The organism is Pseudomonas syringae (assembly GCF_021605415.1).
Taxonomy (GTDB): Bacteria; Pseudomonadota; Gammaproteobacteria; order Pseudomonadales; family Pseudomonadaceae; genus Aquipseudomonas; species Aquipseudomonas syringae_S.
The window spans coordinates 179,260-199,372 of record NZ_WKEQ01000002.1 but is presented as its reverse complement, the minus strand read 5'-3'; the positions used below and the strand labels follow the sequence as shown (position 1 = coordinate 199,372).

Genomic DNA, 20,113 nt, shown 5'->3' with positions numbered 1-20,113 from the left:
AGCCGCCTCTGCCCATGAAGGGCGCCCAAATAATCACTCAAACAGTCGCCGGGCCCGCCACTGGACTGCGAACCCGGCGACTGCCTTATAGACCCTGCTCTACAAATGGCACGGTCAGCGCCAGTGCGTTGTCCAGAGCGCCAGCGTCGATACCGCCGCCTTGCGCCATGTCCGGACGACCACCGCCCTTCCCGCCCACTGCCGCAGCGGCTTGCTTCATCAAATCACCGGCTTTGAGTTGGCCAGTCAGGTCTTTGGTCACGCCTGCAACCAGGACGACCTTTTCCTCATGGACACTGCCGAGCAGGATCACTGCGCGGCCGAGTTTGTTTTTCAGCTGATCGACCAGCGCCAGCAGCGCCTTGCCGTCCTGACCATCCAGACGTGCGGCCAGAACCTTCACGCCTTTGACGTCCAGCGCCGAAGACGACAGATCGTCGCCGGCGGCGCTGGCAGCCTTGGCCTGCAACTGCTCGAGTTGCTTCTCCAGCAGACGGTTGCGCTCCAGCACAGCCGACAGCTTGTCGATCAGGTTGTCACGGCTGCCCTTGACCAGGCTGGCCGCTTCCTTGAGTTGTTCTTCCGCCGCATTCAAGTAGGCCAGCGCCGCAGCGCCGGTGACCGCTTCGATACGACGCACACCCGATGCCACACCGCCTTCGCTGATGATTTTCAGCAGGCCGATGTCGCCGGTACGGTTGGCGTGGATGCCGCCACACAGTTCCACCGAGAAGTCGCCCATGCTCAGCACGCGCACGTTGTCGCCGTACTTCTCGCCGAACAGCGCCATCGCGCCTTTCTGCTTGGCGGTCTCGATGTCGGTTTCTTCAGTTTCAACGGCGGAGTTCTTGCGGATCTCGGCGTTGACGATGTCTTCCAGCGCTTTCAGTTGCTCAGGCTTGATCGCCTCGAAGTGGCTGAAGTCAAAACGCAGGCGCTGGCTGTCCACCAACGAGCCTTTCTGCTGAACGTGATCGCCCAGCACTTTGCGCAATGCGGCGTGCAGCAAGTGAGTGGCCGAGTGGTTCAGCGCAGTGGCATGACGCACATCGGCTTCGACGTGGGTTTCCACCGGCGCGCCAATGGTCAGGCTGCCCGACGCCAGCACACCGTGGTGCAGGAATGCGCCGCCGGTCTTCGTGGTGTCGCGCACATCAAAGCGGCTGTCGCCGGCCTGGATGAAGCCGCAGTCGCCGATCTGTCCACCGGATTCGGCGTAGAACGGCGTGCTGCTCAGGACAACCACACCTTCCTGGCCTTCGCTCAGGATGTCTACGGATTGACCATCCTTATACAGCGCGACGACTTTCGCCGAACCGCTGGTGGCCTTGTAACCGGTGAACTCGGTGTCGACATCAACCTTGACCAGGCTGTTGTAGTCCATGCCGAACGAACTGGCGGAACGCGCACGGACGCGCTGGGCTTCCATTTCGCGTTCGAAGCCGGCTTCGTCGATGGTCAGGCTGCGCTCGCGGGCGATGTCCGCGGTCAGGTCCATCGGGAAACCGTAGGTGTCATAGAGCTTGAAGACGACGTCGCCGGGGACAATTTCGCCTTTGAGGTCGGCCAGATCCTGTTCGAGGATTTTCAGGCCCTGCTCCAGGGTTTTGGCGAACTGCTCTTCTTCAGCTTTCAGCACGCGCTCGATGTGCGCCTGCTGGGATTTCAGTTCCGGGAAAGCTTCGCCCATTTCGGCCACGAGCGCGGCAACGATCTGATAGAAGAAGCTGCCTTTGGCGCCGAGTTTGTTGCCGTGACGGCAAGCGCGACGAATGATCCGGCGCAGCACGTAGCCACGGCCTTCGTTCGAAGGCAGCACGCCGTCGGCAATCAGGAAGCCGCACGAACGGATGTGGTCGGCGACGACTTTCAGCGATGCCTGAGCGTCGTTGCTGCAACCGATCGCTTTGGCCGATGCGTCCAGCAGGCTTTGGAACAAGTCGATTTCATAGTTCGAGTGAACGTGCTGCAGCACGGCACTGATCCGCTCCAAGCCCATGCCAGTATCGACCGACGGCGCTGGCAGCGGGTGCAACACGCCATCGGCGGTGCGGTTGAACTGCATGAACACGTTGTTCCAGATTTCGATGTAACGGTCGCCGTCTTCTTCCGGCGAGCCCGGTGGGCCGCCCCAGATATCGGCGCCGTGGTCGAAGAAAATCTCGGTGCACGGACCGCACGGGCCGGTATCGCCCATGGTCCAGAAGTTGTCGGAGGCGTAAGGTGCGCCTTTGTTGTCGCCGATGCGCACCATGCGCTCCGCCGGCACGCCGACTTCCTTGGTCCAGATGTCGTAGGCCTCGTCATCGCTGGCGTAGACCGTGACCCACAGCTTTTCCTTTGGCAGGTTCAGCCACTTTTCGGAGGTCAGGAAATTCCACGCGTAGGTGATGGCGTCGCGCTTGAAGTAATCGCCAAAGCTGAAGTTACCCAGCATTTCGAAGAAGGTGTGGTGACGAGCGGTATAACCGACGTTTTCCAAGTCGTTGTGCTTGCCGCCGGCACGCACGCATTTCTGGCTGCTGACGGCCCGGGTGTACGCACGTTTTTCCTGGCCCAGGAAACAGTCCTTGAACTGGTTCATCCCCGCGTTAGTGAACAGCAGGGTCGGGTCGTTGCCCGGAATCAAAGAGCTGGAGGCTACTCGGGTGTGGCCTTGCTCTTCGAAGAAGCGAAGGAAGGCTTCACGGATTTCTGCGCTTTTCATTAGGTTCTTCCACGGAGGCTGCGGCCAAAGGCCTGTGCGAAACGTCAACAGACGAAGCAACGGCAAAGGGCCGCATTATATCGGCCCTGCGCGTGGGGTACAGCGTGTTTATACGATAGAAGCTGTCAATTGGACGGCTAACCCTGTCAGTGGCGTGAAAACTCGACGAATGCCGCGATCACTTGCTCGATTTGTGAGCGATTGACGTCCATGTGCGTGACCATGCGCAAACGGCCGGCAGCACTCAACTTGATCCCGCGTTCGGCAGCAAAGGCCTTGATGGCTTCGGCCTGATCGCCCATCTGCACGTACACCATGTTGGTTTGCACTGGCTCCACCGTGAAACCGGCGTCACGCAGGCCATCCGCCAAGCACTGCGCGTTGGCATGATCATCAGCCAGTCGCTCGACGTTGTGATTCAGCGCATACAGCCCCGCCGCCGCCAGCAACCCCGCCTGACGCATGCCGCCACCGACCATTTTGCGTAAACGCCGCGCCTTGCCGATCAACTCCAGCGAACCGCACAGCACCGAACCGACCGGCGCCCCCAGGCCTTTGGACAGGCACACCGACACCGAATCGAAATGCTGAGTGATTTCCCGTGCATCAACTCCCAGCTTGACTGCCGCGTTGTACAGGCGCGCGCCGTCCAGGTGCAGTTGCAAGCCATGCTCGCGGGTAAACGTGCGCGCTCGCGCCAGATATTCCAGTGGCAGCACCTTGCCCTGCATGGTGTTTTCCAGCGCCAGCAACCGGGTGCGGGCGAAGTGAAAGTCATCGGGCTTGATCGCGGCGGCCACTTGATCGAGATCCAGCGAACCGTCGGCCTGCACGTCCAATGGTTGCGGCTGGATCGAACCGAGCACCGCCGCGCCCCCGCCTTCGTATTTGTAGGTGTGGGCCTGCTGACCGACGACGTATTCGTCACCCCGCTCACAGTGGGCCATCAAGCCGAGCAGGTTGCTCATGGTGCCCGTCGGCACGAACAGCGCGGCCGCGAAGCCCAGGCGCCGGGCCAGTTCTGCTTCGAGCTGATTGACCGTCGGATCCTCGCCATACACGTCGTCTCCAGTCGCCGCGCGAGTCATCACGTCGAGCATGGCGGGGGACGGTTGGGTAACGGTGTCGCTGCGAAGATCGATAACGCTCATGAACCTGGCCTCAAGTCAGCAGGGGAAATCCCTTTACGAAGTGGGATTACTGCGGTCAAGACGCCGATTAATCAACCCTTGCGCAAGGAAAAGTCTTTTCGAACCGTCGAAAAATCCGATGGCAATCATCTGAAAGGCGCAATGCACGACGTAACAATCTGTGTTAAAAACGCTGCGCCGCCCGATAAAGGGCGGCGAAAACGTTCTCAGGGCGGGGTGCAACTCCCCACCGGCGGTAATTGCGCGCAACGCGCATAGCCCGCGAGCGCTTGGCGACGGACACGGCTTCGGCGGTGGATGGCGGCAAGGTCAGCAGACCCGGTGTGATCCCGGGGCCGACGGTCATAGTCCGGATGAAGAGAGAACGGGATTGACGCCAAAGGATCGTTCGCGGCATGCGTGCCGACGTTCGTCCCCTTGAATCCCCTTCGATTCATAACGCCCTGTTTTTCACACAAACAGGAGTCAGAACATGCAACCCACCGCAATCGACAGCAAAAACAAACACCCCCATGGCGAGCGCGTCGCGTTCATCCAGGCCTGCTGGCACAAGGAAATCGTCGATCAGAGCCGAATCGGTTTTGTCGCCGAAATGATTGCCCAGGGTTATCAGGAATCCGATATCGACTTCTTCGAAGTCGGCGGTGCCTTTGAAATGCCCCTGCACGCCAAGCTGCTGGCAAAGACCGGTCGTTATGCCGGCATCGTCGCGGCAGCCCTCGTAGTGGACGGCGGCATCTATCGTCACGAGTTCGTCGCCCAGTCGGTGGTGAGCGGCCTGATGCAGGTTCAACTGGAAACCGAAGTGCCGGTGTTCTCGGTGTCCCTGACCCCGCATCACTTCCATTCCGGTGAAGAACATCAGAAATTCTTCTTCGAGCACTTTGTGCACAAGGGTCAGGAAGCGGCAAAAACCTGCGCAGACACCCTGAAGAAAATCCGCGCGCTGCGCCGTACCGAGCCGCGTGCTGTAGCGGTCTGATACCTGATTGATTGTTGATTGATCGTTCCCACGCTCCGCGTGGGGGCGATCATCACAGGGGATCGGTCAGGCGAGGTTTTCGTCGGTAGCGGGCACGATCAGGATGCCCGCCCGCAAGCCGTTCTTGACCTTGGGATTGGGGAAGATGATTCGCGCGCCCTGCTCTTCAATGATCCAGCGGGTATTGGCCAGGTCTTCGGCCAGTACATAACCCATCTCCAACTCCGAAAAGTTCTCGATGTCCTGCGGCAGGTTCAGGCGGAAAGCATCGCTGTGCTTGATGATCTCCCGCGCCACGCTGAACAGTTGCAAGCCGTCCAATCCGTCATCCGCCAGCTCCGGCTCGTTGCCTTCGATGATTTGCTGCAAGCGGGTTTCCAGCAGCGACACGTTGACGCCGTCGTTGTGGCCGAACGGTCGTGCCTTGCCCAGTTCCAGCGTGAAAGACTCCGCGCCGAGCTTGTCGTAGGTGTAGGAGCTGAAGACGATGGACGGTTTGTTCTGCAGCAGCACCGCTTCCATACCCGCCCCGCGCAAACGCGCCAGTTGCTGACGGGAATGCTGGCGACCTTCCTTCCACGGGTACAGGGCAAACTGCTCGATCTTCGAACCACGGATCGCCGTATGCAAGTCGTAGTGCAGGCGCTGGCGATCCGGCAGGCTGAAGAAGCTCGCCGCCAAACGTTCCAGCTCACAGGCGCGCAGCGCTTCGCTGCCACTGCTTTGTTCATGCCGGCCGTTGAACAGCCGATTGACGTCCTGCTCGACAAAGCGCTCGCCCTTGCGAATCGCTTCGGGATTGCCGAACAAAAACAGAATGCGTGCTCGCGGCTTCAAATCACCACGGGCAATGTCGTGCAGCAACCGGTCGAGCAACTCGATCGGCGCTGTTTCGTTGCCATGGATTCCCGCCGAGAGCAGCAGATCCAGGCCATTGTCGCGCGCTTCGGGCGGCCGGACTTCCAGCGCACCTTCGCTCAACCAGCGCATGCGCACGCCTTCGACAGTCAGTTGAGTCTTCTCCGCCGGTTCGCGACCAGCGAGGGTCAGTTCAAGCAGTTTGCCGAGGGCGAGCATAGAGCCGTTTCCTTAGTGGTCGTGGTTGCAGTCCGGGCCGTGGACGTGTTCTTCGTCGCCGCCCACGTCGGCCGGTTCCATTTCCAGTTGCAGACTTACCAGATTAGTCGCCAATGGGCGCAACAGCAGGTTGGCGTATTCGGCATCGCCTTCCTCGACGTCAACGCCGATCAACAGTTGGCCACGGCCGTCCTGCTGGATCCACAGCTCCTTGCCCTGCCACATGACCGCGACGCGGGTGCAGGACGTTTGCAGTTGCGTGCCGTCGGTGTCTTCAAGGATCAGCTGCAGGGAATCACTCATGTTTTTTACGCTCTTTTGGGGAGATAAGACCGCACGCCGGTTTCAGGCGGCGCGCCGGCCATCAATTGATCTGGAATGGATAAACCGCGCCCAGTTTAAGGATTTGCGTCAGTTCATCCAGTGCCGTCCGGCATTCAAGCAGCAACTGCGGATCCGCCAGATCGGTTTCGGTCATGCGGTCGCGGTAGTGCTTTTCAACCCATGCGGTCAACGAACCGTACAACGGTGCGGTCATGATAACGCCTGGATTGACGGCCGCCAGTTCGGTTTCGTTGAGTGCGACGCGAAGTCTCAGGCAAGCAGGACCACCGCCGTTCTGCATGCTTTGCTTGAGATCGAAGACTTTCACTTCGCGGATCAGCCCGCCGGAGCTGGTCAAACCCTGCAGGTAGTTCCAGACGCGCTCGTTGCCACGACATTCTTCCGGCACGATCAAGAGCATTGAGCCGTCAGGACGCGACAGAAGCTGGCTATTGAACAGGTAGGAACGAACCGCGTCGTCCACGGTGACCGCAGAACGCGGAACACACACAGACTGAAATTTCCCACCGACCTTGGCGAGTTTGCCTTGCAGTTCGGCCAGCATCCGCTCGGTGTCGAGGAATGCGTCCTCGTGGTAGAACAACACCTCACCGTTGCCCACGGCAATCACGTCGTTATGGAAAACGCCCTGATCGATGACCGCCGGATTCTGCTGGCCATAGACCACGCCGTCGTCGCGCAAGCCGTGCAGACGGGCAACAGCCTGAGATGCTTCGAGCGTCTGGCGCGCCGGGTATTTTTGCGGCGACGGGTAACGCATATCGAAAGCACTGCGCCCGAACACGAAAAACTCGACACCCGCTTCGCCGTACTCACGGCAGAAACGCGTGTGGTTGGCCGCCCCCTCGTCACCGAATTGCGCCACCGCCGGCAACGCGGCGTGATGGGCGAAATGCTGCTGATCGGCAAACATCGCCCCCAATACGCGGCTGGTGGTCGGGTGCTCGATGCTGCGGTGATATTTGCAGTTGAGGTTGGCGGCGGTGAAATGCACACGACCATCGGCCGTGTCGGCGCTCGGGCTGACGGTGGCAGCGTTGGCCACCCACATGCTCGACGCCGAGCAACTGGCGACCAGCAATGGCATGGCTTCTTTGGCGGCGCGTTCGATGACCTGAGCGTCGGTGCCGCTGAAACCCAAACGGCGCAACGCGGCCACGTCCGGCCGCTCCTGCGGTGCCAGCACACCTTGTTGAAAGCCCATGTCCATCAGCGCTTTCATTTTCGACAAGCCTTGCAGCGCCGCTTCCTTCGGGTTCGAAGACTGCTGGCTGTTGCTTTGCGAGGCGACGTTGCCGTACGACAGACCGCCGTAGTTATGGGTCGGCCCCACTAGACCGTCAAAATTGACTTCATAGGATTTCATCGGTGAGGCTCCACGAGAATCTGTTGTTTTAGGCTTCAGTAACTGGATTTGAGACCGAGGCGCGGCCATCGCTGGCAAGCCAGCTCACACAGGTTTAGCGGTGGACGCGATCCCTGTGGGAGCTGGCTTGCCAGCGATTGGGCATCACGCCATTTTCACGCCTGGCGTCAGGGCGGCCGGCATCACCAGGGTCGGTGTTTCCAGCGAGGCCACCGGGTACGCGCAGTAATCCGCTGCGTAATAGGCACTGGCGCGATGGTTGCCCGAGGCGCCAACGCCACCGAATGGCGCGCTGCTCGCAGCACCCGTCAATTGTTTGTTCCAGTTAACGATGCCTGCACGGCTTTCCAGCCAGAACTGCTGATAACGCGCTTCGGAATCCGACAACAAACCAGCCGCCAGGCCGAAAGAAGTGTCGTTGGCTTCAGCGATGGCCGCTTCGAAATCGGCGTAGCGAATCACTTGCAGCAAAGGCCCGAAGAACTCTTCGTCCGGACGCTCGGCAACCGCCGTCACATCAATGATGCCCGGGGTCAGCAGCGCGGCCTGAGCTTGTGGCTGAGTCATTTGCAGCAAGGCCATCGCGCCATTGGCGAGTAGATGCGCCTGGGCGTCCATCAACGCTTTTGCAGCGCCGAGGGAAATCACCGAGCCCATGAACGGTGCCGGCTGCTGATCGAACGCACCAACCTCGATGGTCGAGCTGACCGCGACCAGACGTTTCAACAGGCTGTCGCCCCAGGCGCCTTGCGGCACCAGCAAACGACGGGCGCAGGTGCAACGCTGACCGGCGGAAATGAACGCCGACTGAATGATCGTGTAGACCGCCGCGTCCAGATCGGCGACCTGATCGACCACGAGCGGATTGTTGCCGCCCATCTCCAGCGCCAGAATCTTGTCCGGGTGTCCGGCAAATTGCTGGTGCAGATGATTGCCGGTGCGGCTCGAGCCGGTGAAGAACAGACCGTCGATACCCGGATTCGCCGCCAGCGCGATTCCCGTTTCGCGAGCGCCTTGTAGCAGGTTCAATACACCGGCCGGCAAACCGGCCTCGATCCAGCACTTGACCGTCAGTTCGGCGACTTTCGGGGTCAGCTCGCTCGGCTTGAACAGCACGGTGTTACCGGCCAGCAGGGCTGGAACGATATGGCCGTTCGGCAAATGACCGGGGAAATTGTAAGGGCCAAACACCGCGACAACACCGTGAGGTTTGTGGCGCAGCACGGCGGTGGCGTCGCCCAGCGGGCCGCTCTTCTCGCCGGTACGCTCGCGGTAGCTCTGCACCGAAATGGCGATCTTGTTGACCATGCTGGTGACTTCGGTCGCCGATTCCCACAACGGCTTGCCGGTTTCCTCGCCAATGGCGCGAGCGAGTTCGTCGGCATGGCTCTTCAGCGCAGCGGCGAACGCTTCCAGCACGCTGACGCGATCTTCCAGCGAACGCCGGGCCCAGGCCGGAAACGCCTGACGCGCAGCCTGCACCGCCGATTCGACCTGAGCAGCCGTTGCGCCCTGCCCCGTCCACAGCACTTGCTGGGTCACCGGGTTCAGCGATTGAAAGGCTTCACCCTGACCGGCCAGCCACTCACCTGCGATGTATAGCGAATTCATTGTTTCGACTCCCGGGCAGCGGACAACGCCACGGCGCGCACTTGATCGCCGGCGTTGAGTTGAAGACGTTTGGCGGTCAGCGGATCGACCACCAGGGTGCCAGCGGCGAGGCGGGCCGGCGCGGCGGTGATGCGGCAGTCTTCGCATTTGCGGTTATGAATGATGAACGGCGTGGCGTCATCGCCCGGCGTGCCGATGGCCAGCACCAGCGCTTCGCTGTCACGCACGGCGCGGATCTTGGTGGTCTCGCATTCGATGGCGGGACCGGCGTCGAAGATGTCGACGTAACCCTGATAGCTGAAACCTTCGCTTTTGAGCATCGACAGCGCCGGCTCGGTGTCCGGGTGGACCTGACCGATCACCTGACGCGCGCCTTCGGACAGGAAGCAGGTGTACAGCGGAAACTTCGGCATCAGTTCGGCAATGAATGCCTTGTTGCCGACACCGGTCAGGTAATCGGCCTGGCTGAATTCCATCTTGAAGAAGTGCCGGCCCAGGCTTTCCCAGAAAGGCGAGCGGCCAGCGTCATCAGACACACCGCGCATCTCGGCAATGATCTTGTTACCGAACAGTTTCGGAAACTCAGCGATGAACAGCATGCGCGCCTTGGACAACATCCGGCCGTTAAGGCCATTGCGATAATCGGCATGCAGGAACAACGAGCACAGCTCGGAATTGCCGGTCAGGTCGTTGGCCAGAAACAGCGTCGGAATCTCGCGATAGATGTTCAGCTCTTGCGAGGCGCTGACGGTCAGGCCGACGCGGAAGTTGTACCAGGGTTCACGCAGGCCGACTGCGCCGGCGATGGCGGAAATGCCCACCACACGGCCGTCGTCATCTTCGAGGACGAACAGGTAATCCGCGTCGCCACGGCCGGCTTCGCCGCGAAAGGTCTTCTCGGCCCAGCCGACCCGATGCGTCAGGCGCTCTTCATTGGCCGGCAATGTGGTCAGGCCGGTGCCGGTACTGCGGGCCAGGTCGATCAGAGCGGATAAGTCGCTGCTGCGTACGGGACGAACGATCATGCTATCTCCTCAAACGGGCCGCTTGCGCCACCCGTGAAACTTCGCTGCTTACTGAGCAATGCGGCTGAGCGGTCAGACCGCTACCAGACGCACGCTGGCACCTTCACCGACGCCCAGGGCTTCGGCGGCTTCCAGATCCAGGGTCACCGGTTTGCCGGGCGCGTAATCGAGTTCGAGCAACACCGCGCGGTAATCCTGCAACTGGGCGTTGGCCACCAGATACTGACGCCCGACACCTTTGACCGGCTCGCCGATCTTCACCGGCACCACACGGCTCTGGGCAATCGAACGGATCCCCGAGACACGGGCATGCAAGGTCGGGCCGCCGTCGAAAATATCGATGTAGTGATCGGTCTCGAAGCCTTCGCGCATCAGGATGTCGAAGGTGATCTGTGCGCGAGGATGCACCTGACCCATCGCCTCCTGCGCGGTATCCGGCAGTAGCGGCACATAAATCGGGTAATGCGGCATCAGTTCGGCGAGGAACGTGCGGCTCTTCAAACCGCACAGACGCTCGGCTTCAGCGTAGTTGAGGTCGAAGAAGTTGCGGCCGATGGCATCCCAGAATGGTGAGTCGCCATTTTCGTCGCTGTAGCCGACGATCTCGGTCACCACCGAATCGGCGAAGCGCTCGGGATGGCTGGCGACGAACAGCAGACGGCCACGGGAATTGAGCTCGGCCCACGGCGACCCCACCAACTCTCGCTGCACGTAGAAACTGGTCAGCAAACTGTTGCCGGTCAGGTCGTGGCATTGCGAAAGCACGTGGATCTTGTTGTGGATCTTCAGCTCACGAGAAGCGTGCACGAAGGTTTCGTTGCGAAAGCTGTAGAACGGCTCGGAATAACCCGCCGAGGCGACGATGGCCGAGCAGCCGACCAATTTGCCGGTGGTGGAATCCTCGAGAACGAAGAAGTAGCTCTCCTCACCGTTGAAGCTCACTTCGGCAGAGAACGACGCTTCGCTCGCGGCGATCTTGTCGCTCAGACGTTCCACGTCATCCGGCAAGGAAGTGACACCAATCGGGCTGTCCGCAGCCAGACGCTGTACCTCGCCCAGATCAGCCATTTGCGCGGGGCGCATCACCAGCATGGTGTCACTCCTTAATCTCAGAACTTACAGAAAAAAACACCGGACATTGCAGGAGTGAGCCTGCTCGCGAAAGCGGTCTATCCGCCAGTCTTGTCGGCGACTGACGCTGCCTCTTCGCGAGCAGGCTCGCTGCTACAGTTGATTTGTCTGGCATCAAAATTGGGTTCGACGCCTGGAACACCAGGCGCCGAAGGGTCTATCAGGCTTGCGTCAACTTGGCGACGGCGCGCTCGAAACGATCCAGGCCGGCATCGATATCGGCATCTTCCACCACCAGACTCGGGGCGAAACGGATCACGTCCGGCCCGGCCTGCAGAATCATCAGGTTTTCACGCTCGGCGGCATTGAACACGTCCTTGGCCTTGCCTTTCCAGGCATCGCTCAGCACGCAACCGATCAACAGACCAAGGCCGCGCACTTCGGTGAACAGGCCGTATTTCTCGCCTATCTGTTCCAGGCGCGCCTTGAACTTGTCGTGCTTGGCATTGACGCCGGCCAGCACTTCAGGAGTGTTGATCACATCGATGACCGCTTCAGCCACTGCGCACGCCAGCGGGTTACCGCCGTAAGTGGTGCCGTGGGTGCCGACGACCAAATGTTTGGCCAGCGCTTCAGTGGTCAGCATCGCCGCGATCGGGAAACCGCCGCCCAGGCTCTTGGCGCTGGTCAGGATGTCCGGGGTCACGCCGTAATGCTGATAAGCGAACAGCTTGCCGCTGCGGCCCATGCCGGTCTGCACTTCGTCGAACACCAGCAGCGCGTTGTTCGCGTCACACAGGTCGCGGGCACCTTGCAGGTAAGCCAGCTCGGCCGGCAACACGCCGCCCTCGCCTTGAATCGGTTCCAGCACCACGGCGCAGGTCTTGTCGGTCACGACGGCTTTCAGCGCCGCGAGATCGTTGTATGGCACGTGGGTGATGCCGGTGATTTTCGGGCCGAAACCGTCGGAATATTTCGACTGGCCACCGACATTAACGGTGAACAACGTGCGGCCGTGGAAGCTGTTGAGCGCGGCGATGATTTCGTACTTCTCGCTGCCGTAACGGTCGAACGCAACGCGACGGGCCAGCTTGAAGGCGGCCTCGTTGGCTTCAGCGCCGGAGTTGCAGAAGAACACGCGCTCGGCGAACGTGGCATCGATCAGCTTGTGCGCCAGACGAAGGGCCGGTTCGTTGGTGAAAACGTTGGAGACATGCCACAGCTTATTGGCCTGCTCGGTCAGCGCACCGACCAGCGCCGGATGCGCGTGGCCCAATACGTTGACGGCAATGCCGCCGGCAAAGTCGATCAGCTCGCGGCCGGCCTGATCCCAGACACGGGAACCGGCGCCACGCACTGGAATGAAAGCGGCAGGCGCGTAGTTGGGAACCATAACCTGGTCGAAATCGGCGCGTTGTACCGCAGCGTGCTCAACGGACATCGGAGTCTCCTGAAGACGAACACTCGCCGGAAACTGGCGAGCGATGGGGGGGATTGTAAGGACAGTTTTCAGCCCGGCCTTGTCGCCAAGCGACAACTTCTTATAGCGCAAACCCCGGATTTGCACGGGTTTACGGCAATGCGACAAATACCGTCGCAAAGGCGCAGTTTAAACCGGTACGGCGAATTTGCGGCGGCGCGCAGCATATCAATTCCCGAGTCCCTAGCTGTCATACATATGTACCGCACAGGGACGATCGGTTTCTGTTTTGCTTGGCGTTTCCCGACGCGAAAGGATTCGCCCGATGCCCGCTTCACCCCACTCACCGCCCATCCGCGCGATGGAGGCGACCGAAACCACTGCTTTTCATGCACCGTCTCACTATGAGCATCTGAGTAATGCCATGCCGCAATGGCTGGGCGACGCCTCGCTTTCACGTCGCGTTGCACTGAAAAACATTCGCACGCTGCCGTCAGATACGCTGAAAAACGCTCGCGCGGCGCATCACATCGAGCTCAAAAGCCTGATTGCCAAACACATGGCCGCGCAGAACGAGGTCGATAGACGCCTCGCGCACCTGCAGGACGCTGAAGCCTTTGCCGCGCCCCTGCTCAAGCAAGCCATTGAGCAGCGCTTCGGTCTGGATCTGGACGTGCGGGCCACGTACCTGCGCCTCTATATTCCGGTAAAGCCCACCCTGCTTCCGTTCCCGACCGGTTCGCGAACCTGGACGGTGTCGCTGCTCGCCGCTGCACTGCATAACTTCGAACGAGACGAGGTCGAAGATGGCGCCTACGAGACCGACTCGACGTTCATCAGCCAGCCTTCGCTGTCAGGGCAGTTCGAGCCCTTGCCGCTTGTCGCCGCGAGCATGACCATCAAGGGATTTGCATCGCTATGCCGTGAACTGGATATCGGCGCCCGCTACAAAACTTATCTCGAAGCCAATCTCGGCATCGCCAATCCGGTTACCGCCGCCGCACTGCGCCCCAAGGTGCTGGCCAGTCAGCAGACTGCGCTGCGCGCCGCCCTGCAATTGGGACGAATGAATGGCGACCTGAGCGAAGATTTTTTGCGGATGATCAACGGCACACTCGATGGCATCCAGGGTATTCGTGCCGATGGCCAGCACGTGCTGTGTCATGACCTCGCGATGATGTCCACGACCCTGACCGGCATCATCATCTTTGCAGCCGATCCGATGCGCGCGAATGCGCCGGTCAGGGTCGTCGCTTACGTGCCTGACGATCCCGAGCATCCGATCAAGGAATACGCATCGGCCATCGACATGCTCAAGGAACTGACGCGTCAATTGCGTTCAAGCGATTACCAGCGTTTCTTCAGCCGTTTCGTGGCGCATGAACAACGAGGGCAGTTCTTTTCCGGCCTCAATCGTCGACTCGGCGTCATCACCTGGCACCAGACCGAGGCACCAAGCCAACTGCCGGCGTGGCGAGACACGCCGATCAACAGCCCCAACCTGCAATTCTCGGTCGCCCCGATTACCGCTGATCTTTGGCAACACCTCTACATTGAAAAATTGAACAAGATTTTGAATGACGGCCAAGCCATCGCCGTCGCAACGGCAATCGTCGACCGCAACGCGCGCTGGGCTGCCTGGGATTCATTCGTCCACACGGTCACATCGATTTTCGAAACGGCGCTGTTCGTTGTGGCGCCGTTCGTGCCCGGGCTCGGCGAGCTGATGATGGCCTACATGGCGTGGCAACTGCTGGACGCGACCTTCGAAGGCATCATCGACTGGGCTCAGGGACGGGCACTTGAGGCGTTCGGACATTTCATGGACGCACTCGAGTCGCTGATCCAGGCGGGTATTTTCGCTGCCGGCAGCAGCATCGGTGCCGGTGAATTCCGTCAGCTCCTGCCTGCTGAAGTGGTGGCCTTCATTGATCGGCTCACGGTGATCAAGACGCCCGGCGGAGAGACTCGGTACTGGGAACCGAACCTGACACCGTATCAGCGCAAAATCCCGTTGCCGAAACATTCGCGACCCGATCCCACCGGCCTGCATGTCCACGACGGCACGCCTGTCTTGCCGCTAGAAGGTGCGCATTATGCCGTGGACAAGGATCCACGAACCGGGCGTCATCGCATTCAGCATCCCACCCGCGCCGATGCCTACCAGCCGCTACTCTATACCAACGACCAGGGCGCTTGGCATACGGAACTGGAGCGCCCGCTGACATGGGATCGCGCCACCGTGCTCATGCGTCTCGGGCCTTCGTTCGAACCGCTGGGTCTGGCGCGACGTGCAGACTTGCTCGAAGTCAGCGGTTGTCCGGAAGACGCATTGCGCAAAATGCACGTGGATGAAGAACCCCTTCCGCCGCTGCTCGCCGACAGCGCCAAGCGCTTCATCATCGACCAGGATTTACAGACGTTTATCGAGCAGATCAGCAGTGACCGGCCTGATCAATTTCTCAGGGCCGACCCGATGACCCAACTGCAATTGTTAGCCAGAGAAAACCGTCTGCCCGAAAGCACGAGGTGGAACTGGGTGAACGATCAGGGAGACATTGCCTGGACGTCTTCGCCACAGACGAACCTGCCGCTGCGCCAGCTTGAGCAAGCAACGCTGAAGGACGGCGATGTACTCAAGACCCTGCTGATCAACCTCAGCGAACCGCAAATCAAGACCCTGCTCGGTGAGCCGCCCGATGGCGCGATCATCAACTTGAATGTGCGGGCCGGCAACTTGCGCAAGATCACCGCACAGGCCGCTCGCAAACATCGCGCGACGCTGTTTGAAGAGCGCTACAAAAACGCCGACACAAGCGACGAGCCGCTGATCAACCGGCTGATCGAACTCGAGCCGAACTTGCCGACGAGCATGGCAGGCGCCGTGGTCGACAATGCAACCGGCAACGAACTGCTGCAACTGGACAAAGGCGTCATGCCCGAGCGAATCAAAACGCTCACCGCGATAGGCCGCCAAGAGGTGCGCCTGACCCGCGCGTATGAAGGACTGGAGCTCGCCTCCGTCAGTAATCCGGACACCGACCGACTGGCGCTGCACAGCCTGGCAAGGCTGGACGGTTGGTCCGATCAGGTTCGCCTCGACATTCGCGAAGCCTCGTATGCACAGCCGCCGCTGGACAGCACCGGTCAGGCGGACGCGCCTGTACACAAAACCCTCGTGCGCGTGACTGACAACACTTTTCAAGCCTATGACGAACAGGGGCAGGCGCTCAGCGGCACAACGGATTTTTATTCCAGCGTGTTGCAAGCCCTGCCCGACACCGAGCGGGATGCGCTGAACATTCACATCGGGGAAGGTGAAACGCTCAGGCAAGCCGTGCGCAAAAGGCCTCTGGCGCGCGATGAATTCAGAACCGTACTGACCGGAGCGCCCCAGACAGAACCCTCGATTGAAACGACGCGGTTGCTTGGCACGTCGGGATATACCCGCCGAGTCGGCGAAGTCGCTATGACGCTAAATGAGCGCATATCGGAGGTTTACCCCAATCTGGGAGCAGACGAACTTCAACGGATGGCCGAAGAATTACGTGCCCATCCACAAGGCGCACGGATGGAACTGGCGCGCCGAGCCATTGAAATCGCGCAGCTGCGAACCGACTTGCGCGCCTGGGTGAACGAGACGCCGCGCTTTCACCCGGTCACCGGCCAACGGCTGACCCCCGACCAATTCAGTGCTGCGCGACAGAACCGGCGGATGTTCAAAAAAGCGCTCAAACGCTGCTGGTTCAGGGACGAAGGCAGCGACGCCGGCCTCAGTTTCATTATTTCCGAACCGATACTCGGTGACCTGCCCGTGCTCGCTGCCGATTTCAGCCATGTAAAAACATTGTCCTTGGAGGGCAACAGTGGCAGCGGTGCCATCGACCCGTTTCTGGAGCGGTTCACCGACCTGCGTCGACTGGATCTGCGTGACTTCCCCCTTGACGCGCTTCCGCCAGTGATCGCCCGCCAGACCATGCTGGAAGCGCTGATTCTCAGTGATTGCGGCATTCGACTGTCGATAGAAACACGAGAAGCGCTGGGCTCCCTGACGCGCCTCAAGACCCTGGATCTCTACAACAATCCGTTGGGTTTCAACCTCGACTTCCAGCGCATGCCTGATTTGGAGTACGCCGACCTGGGCAGCACCGGCATCACGGAGCCTCCCCAGGGATGGCTGACGCGCGAGCACCTGAACACGATCATCATGAGCAACAACCAGATCACCGATCTGCCCGCCCATGTGTTTCAGCTATCTGAAGTCATGCAGGACGCCATTGATGTCGCGGGCAATCCTTTGTCGGACTTATGCCTGGAGCGGATAAAAACCCTGTTCGCCAACAGCGGACGAGACTTCGGCGTCCTGGCGCCCGCCGACGACATTCGACGAGTGCGCTTGCTGTATCCGACGAACGATATCGAAGAGGCCAGCAACTTTGTCTATCGACTGGCGGGAACACTGGAACAGGGTCGAATGGAGATCACGCGTCTTGAGGCCGAGTACGCCCAGCTGTCCAATGACTTGTCAGTCTGGACGGCAGCCGTACCGCAGGTGCACCCGTTGACCGGCGCTGCGCTGGATCCTGCGGAAGCTTTTATCCAGCAGGACTTGCGCGATGACTTCAAGGCTCAGCTCGAGGCGTGCTGGAGAAGGGAAACGGAGCTGGACGATTTCAACGAAAATTTCGAACCCATGCATGAGTTTTATTTCGCCGCATCAATGTTTGGCGAACTGCCGACGATCACCGCCGACTTCAGTCATGTGTCCGTCCTTTACCTGGAAAGCCGACATGGCCTGACGACTCTTGGCAATTTTCTGCACGCCTTTCCCAAACTTCAGGGACTGACCATCAGACGCTACGCGCTGGGCGGAATCCCCGCCGAGGTGTTCAACATGGGTGAACTCAAGTCGCTGGCGTTGCCAGAGAACCATATCCAGCTTGATGACGCATCCGCTACAGCGCTGGCAGGCATGGATCACCTGGACATACTCGACCTCACCGACAATCCGTTGGGAAGGTCACCCGATGTCAGTCAAATGCATGCACTGTCGACGTTATCCCTGAGCCACACCCACATCAGCGAAGTCCCGAATGGCCTGTTCACTCTGACCCAGATCGATGACGCCAACCTGAGCCATAACAGCATCACCGAGCTGCCCCCCGACTACTTCGAATTGCCGCCTTCGATTACTGAAAGCTACAACTTCCAAAACAATCCGCTTTCCGAGGCAAGCTTGCAGCTGCTCATCAGTTACTTCCAGCGTACCGGCGCCGACTTTGGCGTTGACGCTGTCAGCCAGAGAGCGGAACTGGAGCCCGGCGAGTCAACCGATTCGGCGCATGAGGACTGAGGCTTAGCCGCGTTCGGACGGCACTGACGACAACTCGAACGGACTGCTGCTGCGCCGCTGGTTGCGATCTTCGCGCGGCGTGGCACCGAAGAAGTTGCGATAGGCGCTGGAGAAATGCGGCCCCGACGAGAAACCGCAGGACAGGCCGATCTGGATGATCGACTTGCTGGTCTGCATCAACATCTGCCGGGCCTTGTTCAAGCGCAGCTCCAGGTAGTACTGGCTCGGCACGCGGTTGAGGTATTGCTTGAAGATGCGCTCCAGCTGGCGACGGGACACGCACACGTGCTGGGCGATTTCGTCGGTGGTCAGCGGCTCTTCGATGTTGGCTTCCATCAGCAACACCGCCTGGGTGAGCTTCGGATGGCTGGAGCCCAAACGGTTCTGCAACGGAATGCGCTGACGCTCGCCACCCTCGCGGATGCGCTCGACCACCAGCTCTTCGGAGACCGCACCGGCCAGTTCCGCGCCGTGATCGCGCGCCAGCACCGCCAGCAACAAGTCGAGCACCGACATCCCGCCGCACGCGGTCAGGCGATCACGATCCCAATCGAACAGATGACTGGTGGCGATGACTTTCGGGAAACGCTCGGCGAAATCGTCCTGCCAGCGCCAGTGCACGGCGGCGCGGTAACCGTCGAGCAACCCGAGCTGCGCCAGCGGATACACGCCGGCGGACAAACCGCCAATGACGCAGCCGGCGCGCACCAGCTGCTTCAACGCGCTGCTGAGCGGTGGCGCCAAAGCGGTTGGTGGCTCGTCGGCGAGCAGGAACAGTTTCTGGAAGTTTTCCAGCTTGCCGGCCCACGGCTCGCCGGGCAGTTGCCAGGCGCCTTCGGTTGGCGGTTCGGCTTGCAGGAACGACAGTTCGTAAACCACGTCCGGATGCACACGCTGAGCAACACGCAAGGCTTCCTCCGCCAGCGCCAGCGTCAAGGCTTTAGTGCTGGGCCAAATCAGGAAACCAATTCGATGGGCAGTCATGGGCGGGCAATCCGAAACGAAAAACAGTGATGAAGACGTGGGCCAATGCTAGCCCGTAAACACACACAAAACCTCAAAACCAACAAACATCCCATGTAGGGGCTGGCTTGCCAGCGATGGCGGTGTGTCTATGCCATGGATGCAATCTGACCAGACGCCATCGCTGGCAAGCCAGCTCCCACAAGGATTTAGGCCAGCCTCTAGGTCGCGAAGCATGCCCTAATCTGGTGCATAACGGCAGCGTTTACTTGAGGCTGCCCGAGAGGAATTGTTGCAAACGCTCCGATTGCGGATTAACCAGCACTTCGCGCGGGTCGCCGCTCTCTTCGACAATACCTTTGTGCAGGAACACCAACTGGTTCGACACTTCACGGGCGAAGCCCATTTCGTGGGTTACCACAACCATGGTGCGGCCTTCCTGCGCCAGCGCCTGCATGACTTTCAGCACGTCGCCGACCAGTTCCGGGTCGAGGGCCGAGGTTGGTTCGTCAAACAGCATGACTTCCGGTTCCATCGCCAGCGCCCGGGCAATGGCCACACGCTGCTGCTCGCCACCGGACATGTGCCCCGGATAAGCATCCTTGCGATGCGCCACACCCACCTTGTTCAGGTAATGCTCGGCTTTCTCGCGGGCTTCAGGCTTGGACATGCCCAGCACATGAACCGGCGCTTCCATGATGTTTTCAATCGCGGTCATGTGCGACCACAGGTTGAAATGCTGGAACACCATCGACAGGCGTGAACGCATGCGCTGCAGCTGTTTCGGATCAGCAGCTTTCAGCGCGCCGTCCTTGTTGGCCACCAGTTTCAGCTCTTCGTTGTTCAGCAGAATCTTGCCCGCGTGCGGCTGCTCCAGCAGGTTGATGCAGCGCAGAAAGGTACTTTTGCCGGAGCCACTGGAGCCGATGATGCTGATCACATCGCCGGCTGCCGCTTTCAGGGACACGCCCTTGAGCACTTCGTGACTGCCATAGCGTTTATGCAGGTCTTGGACTTCAAGTTTGTACATGCGGTCGGTTCT

Annotated in this window: 13 protein-coding genes and 1 riboswitch; of the genes, 2 read left to right on the top strand and 11 right to left on the bottom strand. The window is 60.3% G+C overall.

What is annotated here, in order from left to right:
• Positions 1–85: 85 nt before the first annotated feature.
• Positions 86–2,707: an alanine--tRNA ligase gene (alaS, locus tag GIW69_RS02515; RefSeq protein WP_236480561.1), complete on the bottom strand. Its 2,622-nt coding sequence runs from the start codon at positions 2,705–2,707 to the stop codon at positions 86–88.
• A 146-nt stretch (positions 2,708–2,853) separates the two neighbouring features.
• Positions 2,854–3,858 (bottom strand): low-specificity L-threonine aldolase, encoded by a 1,005-nt coding sequence (gene ltaE, locus GIW69_RS02510; RefSeq protein WP_236480560.1) that lies wholly within the window; start codon positions 3,856–3,858, stop codon positions 2,854–2,856.
• 198 nt (positions 3,859–4,056) lie between these two features.
• Positions 4,057–4,228, top strand: a riboswitch (FMN riboswitch).
• Positions 4,229–4,330: 102 nt separating this feature from the next.
• Here ltaE and GIW69_RS02505 point away from each other — a divergent pair.
• A complete protein-coding gene (locus tag GIW69_RS02505; RefSeq protein ID WP_236480559.1) occupies positions 4,331–4,840 on the top strand; it encodes a 6,7-dimethyl-8-ribityllumazine synthase in 510 nt (169 codons plus the stop codon).
• 66 nt (positions 4,841–4,906) lie between these two features.
• Here GIW69_RS02505 and astE read toward each other — a convergent pair whose 3' ends face one another.
• The 7 genes from astE to GIW69_RS02470 form a co-directional block, all read right to left on the bottom strand.
• Positions 4,907–5,917: a succinylglutamate desuccinylase gene (astE, locus tag GIW69_RS02500; protein ID WP_236480558.1), complete on the bottom strand. Its 1,011-nt coding sequence runs from the start codon at positions 5,915–5,917 to the stop codon at positions 4,907–4,909.
• Between the two features lie 12 nt (positions 5,918–5,929).
• Complete coding sequence (locus GIW69_RS02495; protein ID WP_236480557.1) at positions 5,930–6,220, bottom strand: urease accessory protein UreE; 291 nt, start codon at positions 6,218–6,220, stop codon at positions 5,930–5,932.
• Between the two features lie 61 nt (positions 6,221–6,281).
• Positions 6,282–7,628 (bottom strand): N-succinylarginine dihydrolase, encoded by a 1,347-nt coding sequence (astB, locus tag GIW69_RS02490; RefSeq protein WP_236480556.1) that lies wholly within the window; start codon positions 7,626–7,628, stop codon positions 6,282–6,284.
• Positions 7,629–7,772: 144 nt separating this feature from the next.
• Positions 7,773–9,239: a succinylglutamate-semialdehyde dehydrogenase gene (astD, locus tag GIW69_RS02485; RefSeq protein WP_236480555.1), complete on the bottom strand. Its 1,467-nt coding sequence runs from the start codon at positions 9,237–9,239 to the stop codon at positions 7,773–7,775.
• Complete coding sequence (gene astA / locus GIW69_RS02480; protein ID WP_236480554.1) at positions 9,236–10,264, bottom strand: arginine N-succinyltransferase; 1,029 nt, start codon at positions 10,262–10,264, stop codon at positions 9,236–9,238. The genes astD and astA overlap by 4 nt, the downstream gene beginning before the upstream one ends.
• 72 nt (positions 10,265–10,336) lie before the next feature.
• Entirely contained in the window at positions 10,337–11,356 is a 1,020-nt protein-coding gene (aruF, locus tag GIW69_RS02475; RefSeq protein WP_236480553.1) for an arginine/ornithine succinyltransferase subunit alpha, read from the bottom strand.
• Between the two features lie 199 nt (positions 11,357–11,555).
• Entirely contained in the window at positions 11,556–12,776 is a 1,221-nt protein-coding gene (locus tag GIW69_RS02470) for an aspartate aminotransferase family protein (protein WP_236480552.1), read from the bottom strand.
• Between the two features lie 304 nt (positions 12,777–13,080).
• Here GIW69_RS02470 and GIW69_RS02465 point away from each other — a divergent pair, with 304 nt between their 5' ends.
• Positions 13,081–18,108, top strand: coding sequence for a dermonecrotic toxin domain-containing protein (locus GIW69_RS02465; RefSeq protein WP_236480551.1), 5,028 nt, complete (start codon positions 13,081–13,083; stop codon positions 18,106–18,108).
• 3 nt (positions 18,109–18,111) lie between these two features.
• On the opposite strand, the gene argR is transcribed toward GIW69_RS02465, so the two are convergent.
• Together argR and GIW69_RS02455 are read right to left on the bottom strand one after the other, a co-directional pair.
• On the bottom strand, positions 18,112–19,092 hold the full coding sequence (gene argR / locus GIW69_RS02460; protein WP_236480550.1) for a transcriptional regulator ArgR: 981 nt from the start codon (positions 19,090–19,092) through the stop codon (positions 18,112–18,114).
• 244 nt (positions 19,093–19,336) lie between these two features.
• Positions 19,337–20,101 (bottom strand): ATP-binding cassette domain-containing protein, encoded by a 765-nt coding sequence (locus GIW69_RS02455; protein WP_236480549.1) that lies wholly within the window; start codon positions 20,099–20,101, stop codon positions 19,337–19,339.
• Between the last annotated feature and the right edge of the window lie 12 nt (positions 20,102–20,113).

Excerpts from the sequence above, each read along its gene's own strand:
- alaS (WP_236480561.1), bottom strand. The coding sequence starts at position 2,707 with ATGAAAAGCGCAGAAATCCGTGAAGCCTTCCTTCGCTTCTTCGAAGAG.
- ltaE (WP_236480560.1), bottom strand. The coding sequence starts at position 3,858 with ATGAGCGTTATCGATCTTCGCAGCGACACCGTTACCCAACCGTCCCCC.
- GIW69_RS02505 (WP_236480559.1), top strand. The coding sequence starts at position 4,331 with ATGCAACCCACCGCAATCGACAGCAAAAACAAACACCCCCATGGCGAG.
- astE (WP_236480558.1), bottom strand. The coding sequence starts at position 5,917 with ATGCTCGCCCTCGGCAAACTGCTTGAACTGACCCTCGCTGGTCGCGAA.
- GIW69_RS02495 (WP_236480557.1), bottom strand. The coding sequence starts at position 6,220 with ATGAGTGATTCCCTGCAGCTGATCCTTGAAGACACCGACGGCACGCAA.
- astB (WP_236480556.1), bottom strand. The coding sequence starts at position 7,628 with ATGAAATCCTATGAAGTCAATTTTGACGGTCTAGTGGGGCCGACCCAT.
- astD (WP_236480555.1), bottom strand. The coding sequence starts at position 9,239 with ATGAATTCGCTATACATCGCAGGTGAGTGGCTGGCCGGTCAGGGTGAA.
- astA (WP_236480554.1), bottom strand. The coding sequence starts at position 10,264 with ATGATCGTTCGTCCCGTACGCAGCAGCGACTTATCCGCTCTGATCGAC.
- aruF (WP_236480553.1), bottom strand. The coding sequence starts at position 11,356 with ATGCTGGTGATGCGCCCCGCGCAAATGGCTGATCTGGGCGAGGTACAG.
- GIW69_RS02470 (WP_236480552.1), bottom strand. The coding sequence starts at position 12,776 with ATGTCCGTTGAGCACGCTGCGGTACAACGCGCCGATTTCGACCAGGTT.
- GIW69_RS02465 (WP_236480551.1), top strand. The coding sequence starts at position 13,081 with ATGCCCGCTTCACCCCACTCACCGCCCATCCGCGCGATGGAGGCGACC.
- argR (WP_236480550.1), bottom strand. The coding sequence starts at position 19,092 with ATGACTGCCCATCGAATTGGTTTCCTGATTTGGCCCAGCACTAAAGCC.
- GIW69_RS02455 (WP_236480549.1), bottom strand. The coding sequence starts at position 20,101 with ATGTACAAACTTGAAGTCCAAGACCTGCATAAACGCTATGGCAGTCAC.